This window comes from Pelagibacterium halotolerans (assembly GCF_044811015.1).
Taxonomy (GTDB): domain Bacteria; phylum Pseudomonadota; class Alphaproteobacteria; order Rhizobiales; family Devosiaceae; genus Pelagibacterium; species Pelagibacterium halotolerans_A.
In genome coordinates this window covers 1,310,790-1,323,654 of record NZ_CP085243.1, presented here as the reverse complement: position 1 = coordinate 1,323,654, position 12,865 = coordinate 1,310,790, and the positions used below count along the sequence as shown (strand labels likewise).

The 12,865-nt window shown below is 61.5% G+C and carries 15 protein-coding genes; 9 read left to right on the top strand and 6 right to left on the bottom strand.

Annotation, left to right across the window (positions count from 1 at the left end; all coding sequences use genetic code 11):
* The first annotated feature begins 269 nt into the window (after nt 1–269).
* Nucleotides 270–605 carry a DUF1491 family protein gene (locus LG281_RS06525; RefSeq protein WP_404405545.1) on the top strand — a complete coding sequence of 112 codons (336 nt, stop codon included), beginning with the start codon at nt 270–272 and terminating at the stop codon, nt 603–605.
* Here LG281_RS06525 and LG281_RS06520 read toward each other — a convergent pair.
* Nucleotides 602–1,753, bottom strand: coding sequence for a DUF2336 domain-containing protein (locus LG281_RS06520; RefSeq protein ID WP_404405543.1), 1,152 nt, complete (start codon nt 1,751–1,753; stop codon nt 602–604). The two genes, LG281_RS06525 and LG281_RS06520, sit on opposite strands and share 4 nt — an antisense overlap.
* A 181-nt stretch (nt 1,754–1,934) precedes the next feature.
* Here LG281_RS06520 and LG281_RS06515 point away from each other — a divergent pair, with 181 nt between their 5' ends.
* Both LG281_RS06515 and LG281_RS06510 read left to right on the top strand, forming a co-directional pair.
* Entirely contained in the window at nt 1,935–2,099 is a 165-nt protein-coding gene (locus LG281_RS06515; RefSeq protein WP_404405541.1) for a hypothetical protein, read from the top strand.
* Nucleotides 2,100–2,141: 42 nt separating this feature from the next.
* Nucleotides 2,142–2,912, top strand: coding sequence for a hypothetical protein (locus LG281_RS06510; RefSeq protein ID WP_404405539.1), 771 nt, complete (start codon nt 2,142–2,144; stop codon nt 2,910–2,912).
* Between the two features lie 396 nt (nt 2,913–3,308).
* Here LG281_RS06510 and LG281_RS06505 read toward each other — a convergent pair whose 3' ends face one another.
* The 3 genes from LG281_RS06505 to LG281_RS06495 are packed head-to-tail and all read right to left on the bottom strand — an operon-like array spanning nt 3,309 to nt 6,598.
* Entirely contained in the window at nt 3,309–3,860 is a 552-nt protein-coding gene (locus LG281_RS06505; RefSeq protein WP_404405537.1) for a DUF1254 domain-containing protein, read from the bottom strand.
* Nucleotides 3,857–4,432: a DUF1214 domain-containing protein gene (locus LG281_RS06500; RefSeq protein ID WP_404405535.1), complete on the bottom strand. Its 576-nt coding sequence runs from the start codon at nt 4,430–4,432 to the stop codon at nt 3,857–3,859. Before LG281_RS06500 ends, LG281_RS06505 begins: the two co-directional genes overlap by 4 nt.
* A 3-nt stretch (nt 4,433–4,435) precedes the next feature.
* Nucleotides 4,436–6,598, bottom strand: coding sequence for a transglycosylase domain-containing protein (locus LG281_RS06495; RefSeq protein ID WP_404405533.1), 2,163 nt, complete (start codon nt 6,596–6,598; stop codon nt 4,436–4,438).
* Nucleotides 6,599–6,709: 111 nt separating this feature from the next.
* Between LG281_RS06495 and LG281_RS06490 the strand changes: the two genes are divergently transcribed.
* A complete protein-coding gene (locus LG281_RS06490; protein ID WP_404405531.1) occupies nt 6,710–7,177 on the top strand; it encodes a YcgN family cysteine cluster protein in 468 nt (155 codons plus the stop codon).
* A complete protein-coding gene (locus tag LG281_RS06485) occupies nt 7,174–7,833 on the top strand; it encodes a class I SAM-dependent methyltransferase (protein ID WP_404405529.1) in 660 nt (219 codons plus the stop codon). The genes LG281_RS06490 and LG281_RS06485 overlap by 4 nt, the downstream gene beginning before the upstream one ends.
* A gap of 43 nt (nt 7,834–7,876) precedes the next feature.
* Here LG281_RS06485 and LG281_RS06480 read toward each other — a convergent pair whose 3' ends face one another.
* Both LG281_RS06480 and LG281_RS06475 read right to left on the bottom strand, forming a co-directional pair.
* Nucleotides 7,877–8,302 carry a type II toxin-antitoxin system HicB family antitoxin gene (locus LG281_RS06480; protein WP_404405527.1) on the bottom strand — a complete coding sequence of 142 codons (426 nt, stop codon included), beginning with the start codon at nt 8,300–8,302 and terminating at the stop codon, nt 7,877–7,879.
* Nucleotides 8,303–8,616: 314 nt separating this feature from the next.
* On the bottom strand, nt 8,617–9,153 hold the full coding sequence (locus tag LG281_RS06475; protein ID WP_404405525.1) for a MarR family winged helix-turn-helix transcriptional regulator: 537 nt from the start codon (nt 9,151–9,153) through the stop codon (nt 8,617–8,619).
* 253 nt (nt 9,154–9,406) lie between these two features.
* Between LG281_RS06475 and ectA the strand changes: the two genes are divergently transcribed.
* The 4 genes from ectA to thpD all read left to right on the top strand — a co-directional run bounded on the left by ectA (nt 9,407) and on the right by thpD (nt 12,784).
* Nucleotides 9,407–9,967 carry a diaminobutyrate acetyltransferase gene (gene ectA / locus LG281_RS06470; RefSeq protein ID WP_404405523.1) on the top strand — a complete coding sequence of 187 codons (561 nt, stop codon included), beginning with the start codon at nt 9,407–9,409 and terminating at the stop codon, nt 9,965–9,967.
* A gap of 51 nt (nt 9,968–10,018) precedes the next feature.
* Nucleotides 10,019–11,302 (top strand): diaminobutyrate--2-oxoglutarate transaminase, encoded by a 1,284-nt coding sequence (gene ectB / locus LG281_RS06465; protein WP_404405521.1) that lies wholly within the window; start codon nt 10,019–10,021, stop codon nt 11,300–11,302.
* Between the two features lie 18 nt (nt 11,303–11,320).
* Nucleotides 11,321–11,722, top strand: coding sequence for an ectoine synthase (locus LG281_RS06460; protein WP_404405519.1), 402 nt, complete (start codon nt 11,321–11,323; stop codon nt 11,720–11,722).
* A 135-nt stretch (nt 11,723–11,857) separates the two neighbouring features.
* Nucleotides 11,858–12,784 carry an ectoine hydroxylase gene (thpD, locus tag LG281_RS06455; protein ID WP_404405517.1) on the top strand — a complete coding sequence of 309 codons (927 nt, stop codon included), beginning with the start codon at nt 11,858–11,860 and terminating at the stop codon, nt 12,782–12,784.
* Nucleotides 12,785–12,865 lie beyond the last annotated feature (81 nt).

Below are 12,865 nucleotides of genomic sequence, written 5' to 3'. Positions count from 1 at the left end.
AAGGGCCTGTCATCAATTATGGATAGGGGTTTGATTTTGCATAAATCGTTCAATGCCAAGCGTTTCCCGCAGGGCGGGGTTATCCCCCGTTCTGCGGGAAACGCGCCGGCAGTGGACGATTTATGCAAAACCCTCCGGGCGGACCATATTCGGGTGATTTTCGCGAACGGTCAGGCCCAAAGGCGGCAAGCCTTCCGCCCGAACCGTCCACGAAACTCCCTCCGAATATGGCCCGTCAAACCCCTATCCATAATTGATGACAGGCCCTGATGCAGCGTCTGCGCAGCGACATCTGGTGCGCCGCCTTTGTGCGGCGGCATAACGATCTGGGCCGCATGTGCGTCATCGCGCGGCGTGGGGATCCTGTTGCCGGGCAGATCTGGGTCGAGGTGGATCATCTTAATGGCACGAGTTCGCTCTTCGTGCCCGCGCCGAGCGCCACGAGCGATGGCCTCGAAAGAACGTTCCAGCTTCGCTACGACAAGGTCGAACCGCTGACGATCCGGGAGCGGATCGCGCGCGAAGTTGATTTCGATCCTGACCTTTGGGTCATCGCCCTGGATTTGCGTAATGGCGATCCGGGCTTGGAGGTTGTTAACAGTTAGCTCGCCCGAAGCGACCGCAGCTTGTCCAGCGTTTCGAGTGCGCGGTCGCCGACGCCGCCCGAACGCGGCTGGGCCGCAGGGCGTTCTGCAGTGCGACGGCTGGGCTGTACGAACGGGGCATAGTCGGACTTGGTAAGCTCGAACGGATTGACGTCGCCGCGCCAGGCGCTGAGCATATAGACCATCGCCGCTGGCGGCACGTCCTCGAAAAGGCGCGCGAAACGTGCAAGGTGCTGCGAGCGGTCTTCGTCATGGCTGGTGGCGTGGATCAGCACCTTGAGCCCGTCATGGGCCGTGCACCCGAAGGCGCGCAGAACCACGAACAACGCCGCGCCGCTGACATCGTGCGCAATCTGGCCGCAGCGGACGTCGTCCAGCCCCGTGATCTGCGCAAGGAGCCGCGTGATCCTGGGGCGCTGGTTTTGGGAAAAGAGCTTCATCAGCGCGCCGGTGAACTCCTCGGTCGCCACCGAGATGTGCTCGAATGTCGCCATCATCGGTGCCTGGGGCAGGCGGCGATGCGCATAGGCCCCGATAACCGCGAGCCGTCCGTCCTCGGGCAGATCGAAGAAGGCCTCGCTCAGAAGCGCCGCGTCGAAATCGTCGCGCCGGCAGAGCGTCGCGGCAACCTCCTGGTCCATCTGCGCCGAACGCGCCAGCGCCTTGAGGTAGGCGCCACGCGGCGCGAGCGCCGTGTTCGCTGCGAGCGCACGATAGACCTTACGGCTGTTGATGGGGAAAAGCTTGGCCAGGACGGCGTTGGACAGGTCCGGCCGGCTTGCTATCGCGGCAATGACATCAATTTCGCGCTTGTCGATCAGGCGCATCAGCACGTCCTCGGAAATCGTTTCCGCCTTCTGGATGTGCGGGATCAGTCCGGTGCCAAGGTTTTCGAAAACCAGGGTTTCGAGGTTCGGCGTCAGGCCTGGAGCGCTCGCGAGAATGCCGGCAGCCTTGGCACGGGCAGAGGGCATGGCGGTGGGGAACAGCCGGGCGGCCAGCGTCTCGAACTGTGCGACCTCCGCACTCATCGGCCTGGGCCGTCGCGCGAAGGCGTCACAGGCTGCGACGAGCAGCGTATTGGCGCGCTCGACACCACCGGTCTCGATGAGCAACTGGAACGTTTCGTATGGCTGGAAGCCGATCATATGGGCCGACTCGATATCGCGACTCTAGGATGAATACCCCAGCATTAAGTATAATTCGTTAGCGGACTGTTAACCTTGATGAACTCTTAATGCCTTGTGCCAGTACGGGATCGCGGCGGTGATTTGCCGGTCGGATAGGGGGCATCCGGCATCCGGTCAGGCTCTAAAAGAAGAGGCTACAATGGGTATGCTGATCAAATTCAGTCCCCGAACCGCGCGGCCCATCCTCGCGCAATCGGTCCGGCGGGAGCCGGCAAAAGTGCTCCTTTTTACCGGCATCCGCTATGACAGGGGACAAGGCGTGGGGGGCAAGACCCCCGCGCGCCGTCAAAGACGCAAGGGCTAAGAATTGCAGTTAGGCAGGTTGGGGTGCGCACTGGCCGCACTGGTGATTGCTTTTGACCTTGCTGCCTGTGCCCGGCCTGTCGGCGATTTCGGCCGTGCGCGGCCGAGCGTGCTCCATGACGACATTATGCCTGAAATCGGCGATGGACTGGCGTCCGCCCGGGGTGAACCGGTGTCCGATTTCAACCTGACCGATCAGGAACGCGAGATGCACAACCGCGTCTGGCGCTTCCTCGTCGCCCCACATACCCGTGACTGGTTCTACGATACGGCGGTGGAGCTGCAGCGCACGCGGATTTCGGGAGCCACCGACACGCAGTTTTCGGCGGACAGGTATTACCACGACCTGCGCACGACCGAATATGCGTCCTCGGCAGTTCGCTACCGTACGGTGGCCAACGATATCACGCTCGATATCGCGACGTTGCCGGCAACGTTCCAGTCGATCTGCGCGGTGATCGAGATCGACCGCCAGCGCGCCATCGCCGTGGCCAATGTCACGCTGGCCGCGCCCGATGCGCGGGCCGAGGTGGCCGCGCGCAAGTGGGAGAACGACCAGCGCATCGCCTGGTTCACCCGCGCGCTCGACTATCGCTTCGATTCCTATTCGACGGCGCTTGAGCGGCTGCTCGTCGAAACCCCGGACCCCGAAGCCCGCACTGTCGATACATTGTTGGCGCAGATGGAAATCTTTGTCCGTCGGGCACAAGCGGGGGATTTCTGTGCGGTCAATCCGGGTGGGTTTGTGAGCAAGGATGGCGGTGTTCCGTCGCGGTATGCAACGATGGTATCGGAGCCTGATATCAGGAAGTAGGGCCGTCGGGTGAAGGACGGAAACGCCTTGTTCCGATTCCGGCCACCCCGTCATCACCCTACAGGATTCACACATTTCCGTTTGAGACCCAATCCTTACCATACGCACGGTTCCCCTTCTCCCCTTGAGGGAGAAGGTGGGCCTCGCGAAGCGAGGGTCGGATGAGGGGTGCGCGCCTGCGAAAACGCATAGACTCTGTGCTGTTCGCAACGCTGCAGGCACCCCTCATCCGACCGCTTCGCGGCCACCTTCTCCCTCAAGGGGAGAAGGGGAACCGTGCCCCGTTCAAGTCCCGCAGTCTCAAATGGCGACGTGTGAATGTCGTAGGGGGGACCAAACAGGCCCATATCCTTCACCCGGTTTCCCTGTATCAGGAAGTAGAGCGCACCTTGCTTGTTACCGGATAGTAAGGCACCGCAAGTCGTTGAGCATGTCGCGATACCGTGCCCGCATAGCGGCGTGGGCCGGGGCCAGACGGATGACGACCATCACGTCGTCGGACGGCGCCTCGACGATCAGCAGGCCCTCCTCGATCTCGAAACGCTGCTCGGCCAGAAGCCGCATCTGCGCAGGGTTGAATATGCCCATGTCGAGCGCGCGACCGGTGCCCGAACCGGAGCGATTGGTCGTCGAATAGACGATTTGCCCTTGCCGGTCGAACACCGCGACGGACCAGAAACTCAGCGGCAGCGTGCCGTTGACGACGCCCGGGCCCTCATCGAGGTCCAGTTGGCAGATGCCATACAAAAGCGCTGGATCGAGGCCGAGCGGATTGGCTTCTCCGGGTTCGGGCGCGGCGATTGCCGTCATGTTCTCGTGCGTATTGAGCGCTGCGATCTGGCTCCAAACGTCACGGGTCGCGAGGTTGGGCAGGGTGAGGATCACGACGACGTGGATGAGCCCGCCCAAGAGGAGCCCGCCGAATATCCACACAATCAGGCGCGTCATGAACAGGACACCTTCTCGATGGCCGGCAAGGTGCTTACGGACGCCCCCCCGCCCGCCAGTCCGGCGGCATCGTAGAGTGTCATAACGAACGCGAAGCGGCCATCGCCATCCGTCGGCAGCCAATTGCCCGGCATCATTTCAGGACCGAAATGCAGCGTGACGGTGCCGTCGGGATCATAGACGATCCGCTCGGAATGAAAATAGCTCAGCGCTGGCGAAGCGGCGATGGTCGCGCCGTCCTCGGCGATGGCAAGCAAGGTCCAGAACGTTGCGCCAGGCGTATTGCCGGTCATGGCATAGTTGCAGTCACGCTCGAGCGGGTCCCCCTCGCTGTCCGTGCGCGCGACGAACCGGATACCTTCGGATTTGCCCAGTTGCAAAAGCCCCGTACGCGCGAGATAGGCGCGGGAATAGGGGTCGGGGTTTTCGGTGCCGATCTCCGACCAACCGGCCCATGGGCCGATACGGATTGCACCGAACAGGCGCCCGTCGGTAAGCGCGTAATAGCTTGTGCCAAATCCCACGCCGAGTGCGACCGCAAGCATGACGATAAGGGAGACGATGAACCGCAAGGATCACAAACTCTCGGAGCTGCCAGGGATCGGCACGGCAGCCTGATCGAGTGAACCGGATCCCGCGCCGGTCTGTGCCTGACGCATTTTCTCAGAGAGATCAAGGAGTTTGACGGCTGCCGCCTCGGTGAGCGTGGGGGGAGGCGCCTCCTCTTCCGCCTGTCCGGGCGCGTCCTCGCCCTCGGCGATGATCAGCGGGCGAGGCTCCATTTCGACGCCGTAGAGCGGCAGCACCTCGATGCCGCGGTGGGCGTTGTCCATGAAATTGTGCCAGGTCTGCGCGGGCAGGCGCCCGCCCGTGAGATTATTGGTCGGCTCGTAATTGTCGTTCCCGTACCAAATGGCAGCGACGTAATTGCCCGTATAGCCGATATACCAGGCATCGCGGTACGATGTCGTCGTACCGGTCTTGCCTGCCGAGGGCACACCTTCGACGACAGCCCGCCCGCCGGTGCCGCCATAGTTGACCGCGTGCAGCACGTCGTTCATCGAAAGCACGACCTCATCGCTCAAGAGCCGGTCGCAACCGGTATTCTCAGGTGCGTCGTAGACGAGATCGCCGCTTAGGGTCGTGATGCGGGTCACGGCATAGCCTGTCGCACGGCAACCGCCATTGGCGAAAACGGCGTATGACGACGCCATATCGAGGACGCTCACGGACGCCACGCCCAGCGCGAGCGAACGGGTGATAGGGAAATCGTTCTGGATACCCAGCCGATGCGCCATATCCGCGATGGGTTCGCGGCCCGTCTGGATCGAAAGCCGGACCGGCACGGTATTGATCGAGGCGGCGACGGCGGCGCGGATCGATGTGGTGCCGCGATAGGAGCGCCCGTAGTTCTGAGGACACCAATTGCCGATGCAGACGGGGGCGTCGGTAATCGTCGAGCGTGGCGTGTAATCTGTCATCTCGAATACCGTCGCATAGACGAAGGGTTTGAAGGACGAGCCCGGCTGGCGGGTCGGATTGGTGGCGCGGTTATACTGGCTGGCCCCATAGTCGACGCCGCCGACCATCGCCCGCACGGCGCCGTCATGATCCATGGCCACGAGCGCACCCTGGGAGACGTTGAATGCATCGCCCTCCTCGCGCAGAACGGTCTGTATGGCGTCCTCGGCATAGTCCTGAAGCTCGGGATCGATGGTGGTGCGGACGATGAAGCCGATTTCATCGCTGTCGCCGACGAGCTGTTTGGTTTCGAGGAACGCCCAGTCGAGGAAATAATTGGGTGCTTCGGCGATATCGTTGCGCACGATCGGCTCGGCGGGCCGGCGCCGTGCGCCGGTGACCTGGCCTTCGGTCATGAAGTCGGCATCGACGAGGTTGGACAAAACCACATTGGCCCGCCCGCGCGCCGCCGCGAGATCGACATGAGGTGCATAGCGCGTGGGGGCCTTGAAAAGCCCCGCGAGCATGGCCGCTTCGGCGAGCGTGATATCCTGGATACGCTTGCCGAAATAGAAGTCCGCCGCCGCCACGACGCCGAATGCGCCGCCGCCCATGTAAGACCGGTCGAAATAGAGCTTCAAAATCTCGTCCTTGGAGAAATTGGCCTCGAGCCAGAAGGCGAGGAACAATTCCTTGATCTTGCGCTCGAGCGTCCGCTCATTGGTCAGGAACAGGTTCTTGGCGAGCTGCTGAGTGATCGAGGAGCCGCCTTGGAGGCTGGAGTCGCCCTCCACATTGGACACAAGCGCGCGCAGCGTACCCCAGACGTCGATCCCAAGGTGATTGTAAAAGCGCCGGTCCTCGGTCGCGAGCGTGGCTTCGATCATGTAGTCGGGGATGGCCGAAAGCGCCACGGAATCGTCGGCGCGGATGCCGCGGCGGCCGATCTCGTTGCCATAGCGATCGAGAAAAACGACCGAATAGTCTTCGGCACGATTGAATTCGCCTGAAGCCGTTGCGTCCATCGCCGAGAGCGCCAGCGCGGTCATCAGAACCGCGCCGATGGCCGCAAAGCTCATGGCATCCGAGGCGATCTCAACGAAAAACCGCTTGATCCCGCGAACCGCGAAGAGCGAAAAGAAGTCCTGGATTTTGATGTATGTGCGCCCGGCCGATTTGAACCCATCGTAAAGCGCGGAATCGAGCCAGGCATCGGCCTCGAGGAGGCGCGTCTTGCTCTTGGCACGCTTCTGCTTTTGATAGAATGGGTCTTTCACGAAAAATGCGCTCCGGGCCGCGCGGGTGGTTCTCTCGGTAATTATACCTATCTTATTGCCAGCAAAGGGTTTAGGTCACAACACTTCTATGTGCTTTGGGTTTATGCCCAGATGAACTGTAGGCTGGATATGTCCTGGTGGGATGAAAAGCCGCTCGCGGCCATGAACCAAGAGGAATGGGAAGCGCTCTGCGACGGGTGCGGCAAGTGCTGCCTGTTGAAGCTCGAGGACGAGGATACGGGTGAAATCTACACCTCCGATGTCCGTTGTTCGCTGCTCGACGGCGACACCTGTCGGTGCACCGATTATCCCAATCGCCAGGCCAAGGTGCCCGACTGTATCAAGCTGACTCCCGACAAGGTCACCGAAATCCCATGGATCCCCAAAAGCTGCGCCTACCGCCGGCTGGCCGAGGGCAGGGGGCTCGCCTGGTGGCATCCGCTGGTTTCGGGCGATCCCGAGACGGTGCATAAAGCGGGCGTCTCGGTGCGCAGCCGGACGGTCGCGGAGGCCGATGCCAATACCGAGGATTGGGAAAGCCACATCGCCGACTGGCCGCATTGGGAGCCGGCCGATTGAGTGCAGCGGCGGACGCGTCCGCACCGCTGCGGCAGTTCATCCGGGAACGGATGCGCCTTGAGCAGGTACCGGGGCTGGAGGGGATCAGCCTTTATCGGGCCCACCCGGGAACCGGGTTATCCCGCATCTCGGGCGATTTGCCGCCGTATTGGGCCTATGCCTGGGGCGGTGGATTGGTGCTGGTGCGGTACATTCGGGATCATCCCCAGAGCGTTGCGGGATTGTCGGTGCTCGACCTGGGCACCGGTTCAGGGGTCGTTGCCGTTGCCGCTGCGCAAGCGGGCGCGCGGCGCGCTCTGGCTGTGGATATCGACCCCAACGCCATCGCTGCCGCGGAGCTCAATGCCGAGGCCAACGGCGTTTGTCTCGAGCTTTTCGCCGGTGACCTTCTTGGCGCTCCGCTGCCCGAGGTTGACGTGGTTCTGATGGGCGACGTCTTTTACGACGCTGACGTTGCCCGGCGCATGCTGCCTTTTGCAGACCGGTGCGCTGCAGCGGGGATCAAGGTGCTGATCGGCGATCCGATGCGGGTGGATTTACCGGCGTCGGCGCTGCGGAGCATCGCTGAATACAAGGTGCCCGATTTTGGCGATGGGCAAGGTGCCGAGGCGCGCATCGGCGCCGTGTTCACACCGGCGGTTTCTGCCATTCTGTGACGAGGCCCCCCCCGGCACCGGTTGTCGGTAGGCTCGGCCTAGCTTACGCCGCTTCCACCGAGACAATGAGGCGTCGACCAAGCGCATTCAGTGCGGCAGACAGGTGGGGAAGCTTAGTGGCATGAAAAGGATCAAGCGCCCGCCTTACCGCCTTTTCGTCCCAGTTCAATCGTCGCGCCAACTCGCTGCGGGAAATATCCGATGCTTTGAACGCTTCGAGCAGGGCTATCTTGGCGGCGACATCCGGTTCCGGCGCGATAAGCAGCGCGCCTGCCGAAGGTGTCGGCAGAGTTCGGCCTATGCGCAGATATTCGAGCATGACGATGCCCAGAGCATCCGCCGCGTTGGTGCGTGCTTCGACCTCGTCGTCTCCCTCGGAGATCGCCTCCGGGAAATCGGCAAACGTAACCAAGATGGCGTCCGAATCCTCGCTCGGCTCGAACATCGCCGGATAAGCATAAGTGCGCATGGTATACTCCCGTTCGAACGGCAGAGCGCCTAGTCCAGGCCCAGGGCCTTTCTAATTCTTCGCGCAGTCTTGGGATCTATTTCCCGCGACGGCAGGGTAGAGAACCGTGTGCCCACATAGAGCATTGCATGACCGCCCTTGCCTCTGCCTTTGCGGATCGAAAAGGCAAGGCCTTGCGCCTTAGCCTCTTTCCTGATCTCCGCTATAAAGCGGTCTCGTTTGTCCACGCTGCCCCCATCCGCGCGTTCAGTCTCAATATCGGACAAAAATGTCCGAATTGCAAGAGGGCAGGATACACAAAATCCCGGTTGGTCCTACTGCGCCTCGGTCTCCGCCACCATCTTCGGCGCGATGGTAGCGCTGGCGTCGAGCACCGCCGCTGCGTCCATGTCGTCCTGGCCCAGGAGGCTCGCAACGCGTTCCAGCGCGGCGATCAGCATGAGCTGTTCCCATTCCTCGAGCGCGGTGAACTGCTCATGGAAACGCGCGTGCACACCATCCGGCGCAATCGCGAGCACCTCGCGGCCCGCTGGGGTGAGCGAGAGCCAGACCTGACGCCGGTCCGTTTCGCCCTTGCGGCGGACAACCAGGCCTTGCGCTTCGAGCTTCTGAATGAGCGCCGTCGCTGTCGCCTGGGTGATGCCCATGCGGCCGGCAACACTGCCGGCCGTCTGCTCATTGCCGTCCTCGAGCAGCTGCATGAACACGAGCTGGGACGGCGTGAGGCCCGTCTCGCGCATGAGTGCTTTGGAATTAAGCTCGGTTTTGCGCAGGATTTTGCGCATCGCCGACAGGGCTGTTTTCGTGCGGTTTTCCAAGGCGTTGGTCCGATGGCGGTTTCGCGCGTCCATCTTAATCGATCCCTTCCGCGCAACCCAAGCGGCTCACGCATTTATCGAGAGAAAATTAGTTTGTATATAGAAAATAAAGCATTCCACTCTTGACGCAAGGGAGGATGGATTATTCTGAGTCGGAAATAATTTTCTGATCCGGAAAACGGCAATTATCGCGGTAGTTTGGCTATAATCGGCGGCGGTTGACGGCCTTTGCGCGGTTGACATTTAGTTTGAATGAGCTAACTAAATGCCCGAAACGAGCGGAGGCATGAATATGCAACTCACGGCGATCACGCCCATAAAGGGCAAGGCGGACCAGAAGATTTCGATTCGGACGCCCCGGCGCGAAGATGGCTCGGACGTCTGGCAGCTGATCAAAAACACCGCAAAGCTCGACGACAACTCCATGTACTGCAACCTCCTGCAGTGCACTCATTTCGCCTCGACATGCGCGGTTGCGGAAATGGATGGGGAGATCGTTGGCTGGGTGTCGGGCTATATCCCGCCCGAAGATCCCGAAGCTTATTTCGTCTGGCAGGTTTGCGTCGACGCGAAGGCCCGTGGCAAGGGGCTTGCCAAGCGCCTGATCGCGGCAGTGCTCGCCCGTAAGGTATGCGGGAATGTCACGCATGTGAAATCGACGATCACCAGCGACAACAAGGCGTCCTGGGCGCTCTTCGGCTCGATCGCGGAAACGCTCGAAACCGAATTGAGCCGCAAGCCGCACTTTACGCGCGACGACCACTTCGCCGGCCTGCACGACACCGAGTTTCTCGTGACCATCGGCCCGTTCGAGCGCGAGGCGCTCCCGGTGCGCTCCGCAGCCTGATCGCCGGCCCGGCATAAATATCTCAACGCCGTCCCCAAAGGAGACGATGCAATGACCACGACCGACCATTCGACCTTCGATCGCGTGGAAAGCCAGGTGCGTTCGTATTCGCGCAGCTTTCCCAAGCTCTTCAACAAAGCCAAGGGCGCGACGATCTTCGGGGAAGACGGCAGGGAATATATCGATTTCCTCGCCGGCTGTTCCTCCTTGAATTACGGTCATAACGACCCGGACATGCAAGCTGCGCTGGTCGATTACGTCACGTCCGATGGGATCGCCCACGGGCTCGACATGTTCACCGACGCCAAGGAGAAGTTCCTCGAAGCGTATGAAGAGATCATCCTCAAGCCGCGCGGCATGGACTATAAGCTCATGTTCACCGGTCCGACCGGTGCCAACGCGGTCGAGGCTGCGTTAAAACTCGCGCGCAAGGTGACCGGGCGGACCAATGTCATCGCGTTCACCAACGGCTTCCACGGCATGACCCTTGGCGCGCTCGCCGCGACGGGCAATGCCGGTAAGCGCAATGGTGGCGGTGTGCCGCTCAACGATGTCTATCGCGCGCCTTTCGACGGCTATTTCGGCGACAACGTCGATACCGCCGATATGCTCGAGCAGATGCTCGACGATCCCTCCGGCGGCATCGATGCGCCTGCGGCGATCCTCGTTGAGCCTGTGCAGGGCGAGGGTGGGCTGAACGCCGCGTCCGGCGAGTGGCTCAGGAAAATTGAAAAGATCGCCAGAAAGCACGGCGCGCTCTTCATCCTCGACGATATCCAGGCCGGGATCGGCCGGACGGGCACGTTCTTCTCGTTCGAGGACTACGGGCTCGATCCGGACATCATCACCCAGGCCAAGTCGCTTTCGGGCATGGGCCTGCCCTTCGCGCTGACGCTGATCAAGCCCGAGCACGACATCTGGAAGCCCGCCGAGCACAACGGCACGTTCCGGGGCAACAACCATGCCTTCGTGACGGCACGTGTGGCGCTCGAGAAATTCTGGAAGGACGAAGCGTTCTCCAAATCCGTCAAGGAGAAGGCCGCGCACCTTAGGAAACGTCTCGGTGCTATTGCGGAGCGGTATTACCTGTCGCTGCGCGGGCGCGGCATGATGCTGGGCATCAACACCGACGACGGCGAAGCGGCGTCCGAGATTTGCGCCAAGTGCTTCGAAAAGGGCCTGATCATCGAGACGTCGGGTGGCGAGGACGAGGTGGTCAAGGTGCTCTGCCCGTTGACCATCGATATGGCCCAGTTCGACAAGGGCCTCGACATCATCGAGGACGCCTTCGAGGCGGTGATGGCCAAGAACGCGCCGCGTGCGGCGGCCGAATAAAGAACAAGAGGAAGAAAAATGATCGTACGTGATCTCGACGAGGCTCGGCAGGGCGAGCGGCTGATCCATTCCAATGGCTGGGATTCGACCCGCCTGCTGCTCGCCGGGGACAATATGGGCTTCTCGTTCCACATCACCCGGATCCACGAGAACACGACCCACGTGTTCCACTACAAGCACCATTTCGAGAGCGTTTATTGTGTCTCGGGCGACGGTGAAATCGAGGATCTCGCAACCGGCACGGTTTACCAGATCAAGCCCGGGGTCATGTACGCGCTCGACAAGAACGACAAGCACCGCCTCACCGCGCGCAGCGAAATGGTGATGGCGTGCTGCTTCAATCCGCCCGTTACGGGCACCGAGGTGCATCGCGAGGACGGCTCGTACGCACCTGCCGCGGAACTGGCGCAGAGCGCCTGAATCTCTTGCGCGGGGCATAGTGCCTCGCGCAAGGCCAAGTCGCGCCGCATCCTGCGGGGCGCTAGGGGCAGTCTCACGGGACGGGTTCGTACCCGCCCAAGTCAACCTAGAACAAAAGAGAAGGGAATTACTGCTATGACACTCTCTGCCGTTCATAACACTGGGGACGCATACCCGACCCGGCTACCCGAAGAATCCTGGATGGAGCGCCAGGACCCCGTATTCTGGGGCAAATGGTCTCCCGAGGCGCCGTTGACGCGCGCCGAAACCGAAAGCTTCGAGAAGAACGGTTTCCTGATCCTGAAGGACCTGTTCTCCGAAGCCGAGATCGAAAAACTCAAGGCCGAGTCCGCGCGCCTGCGGTCCGGCGAGGCAGATCTTTCGAGTGAAAACGTGATCACCGAGCCGGACTCCGACGCGGTTCGGACCGTCTTCCGGCTCGACACCGAGAGTGCCGTCTTCGACCGGCTGGCGCGCGATGAGCGTATTGCCGGAAAGGTCAAGTTTCTGCTCGATGAGGATATCTATCTCCACCAGAGTCGGCTGAACTATAAGCCAGGGTTCACCGGCAAGGAATTCTACTGGCACTCGGACTTCGAAACCTGGCACGCCGAGGACGGCATGCCGCGCATGCGGGCGATTTCAGCGTCGATCCTTCTGACCGACAACGATGCGCTTAACGGTCCGCTGATGCTGATGCCCGGTTCGCACAAGCACTTCATCGCCTGCGCAGGCGAGACGCCCGGGGACAACTACAAATCCTCGCTCAAGAAACAGGAGATTGGCGTGCCGAGCCACGAGGCGCTCAAAAAGATGGCCGAAACGTTCGGCATAGAATACGCCTCCGGCAAGGCCGGTACCGTGATCCTTTTCGAATGTAACACGATCCACGGTTCGAACGGCAATATTACCCCGTTCCCGCGCTCGAACGCGTTCTTCGTCTACAACGCCTGGTCGAACAAAGTAACGCACCCGTTCGCAGCCAAGGCGCCGCGCCCGGCGTTCTTGTCCGAGCGCGAGCCCAAAGGCCCGATCACGATTGAGAGCGGAGAGATCGCCTAGGCGGGAAGCTCCCTTCCCCTCTCCCCCTGCGGGAGAGGGGCCATATGGGGCCTTCGTCCTCATCCGAACACAAGCAACGCC

What these genes read in the sequence shown, in the direction of transcription:
- LG281_RS06505 (WP_404405537.1), bottom strand. Translation starts at nt 3,860, where the DNA reads ATGACGCGCCTGATTGTGTGGATATTCGGCGGGCTCCTCTTGGGCGGG.
- LG281_RS06520 (WP_404405543.1), bottom strand. Translation starts at nt 1,753, where the DNA reads ATGATCGGCTTCCAGCCATACGAAACGTTCCAGTTGCTCATCGAGACC.
- LG281_RS06460 (WP_404405519.1), top strand. Translation starts at nt 11,321, where the DNA reads ATGATCGTACGTGATCTCGACGAGGCTCGGCAGGGCGAGCGGCTGATC.
- ectB (WP_404405521.1), top strand. Translation starts at nt 10,019, where the DNA reads ATGACCACGACCGACCATTCGACCTTCGATCGCGTGGAAAGCCAGGTG.
- LG281_RS06475 (WP_404405525.1), bottom strand. Translation starts at nt 9,153, where the DNA reads ATGGACGCGCGAAACCGCCATCGGACCAACGCCTTGGAAAACCGCACG.
- LG281_RS06490 (WP_404405531.1), top strand. Translation starts at nt 6,710, where the DNA reads ATGAACTGTAGGCTGGATATGTCCTGGTGGGATGAAAAGCCGCTCGCG.
- LG281_RS06525 (WP_404405545.1), top strand. Translation starts at nt 270, where the DNA reads ATGCAGCGTCTGCGCAGCGACATCTGGTGCGCCGCCTTTGTGCGGCGG.
- LG281_RS06515 (WP_404405541.1), top strand. Translation starts at nt 1,935, where the DNA reads ATGGGTATGCTGATCAAATTCAGTCCCCGAACCGCGCGGCCCATCCTC.
- ectA (WP_404405523.1), top strand. Translation starts at nt 9,407, where the DNA reads ATGAATATGCAACTCACGGCGATCACGCCCATAAAGGGCAAGGCGGAC.
- LG281_RS06480 (WP_404405527.1), bottom strand. Translation starts at nt 8,302, where the DNA reads ATGCGCACTTATGCTTATCCGGCGATGTTCGAGCCGAGCGAGGATTCG.
- thpD (WP_404405517.1), top strand. Translation starts at nt 11,858, where the DNA reads ATGACACTCTCTGCCGTTCATAACACTGGGGACGCATACCCGACCCGG.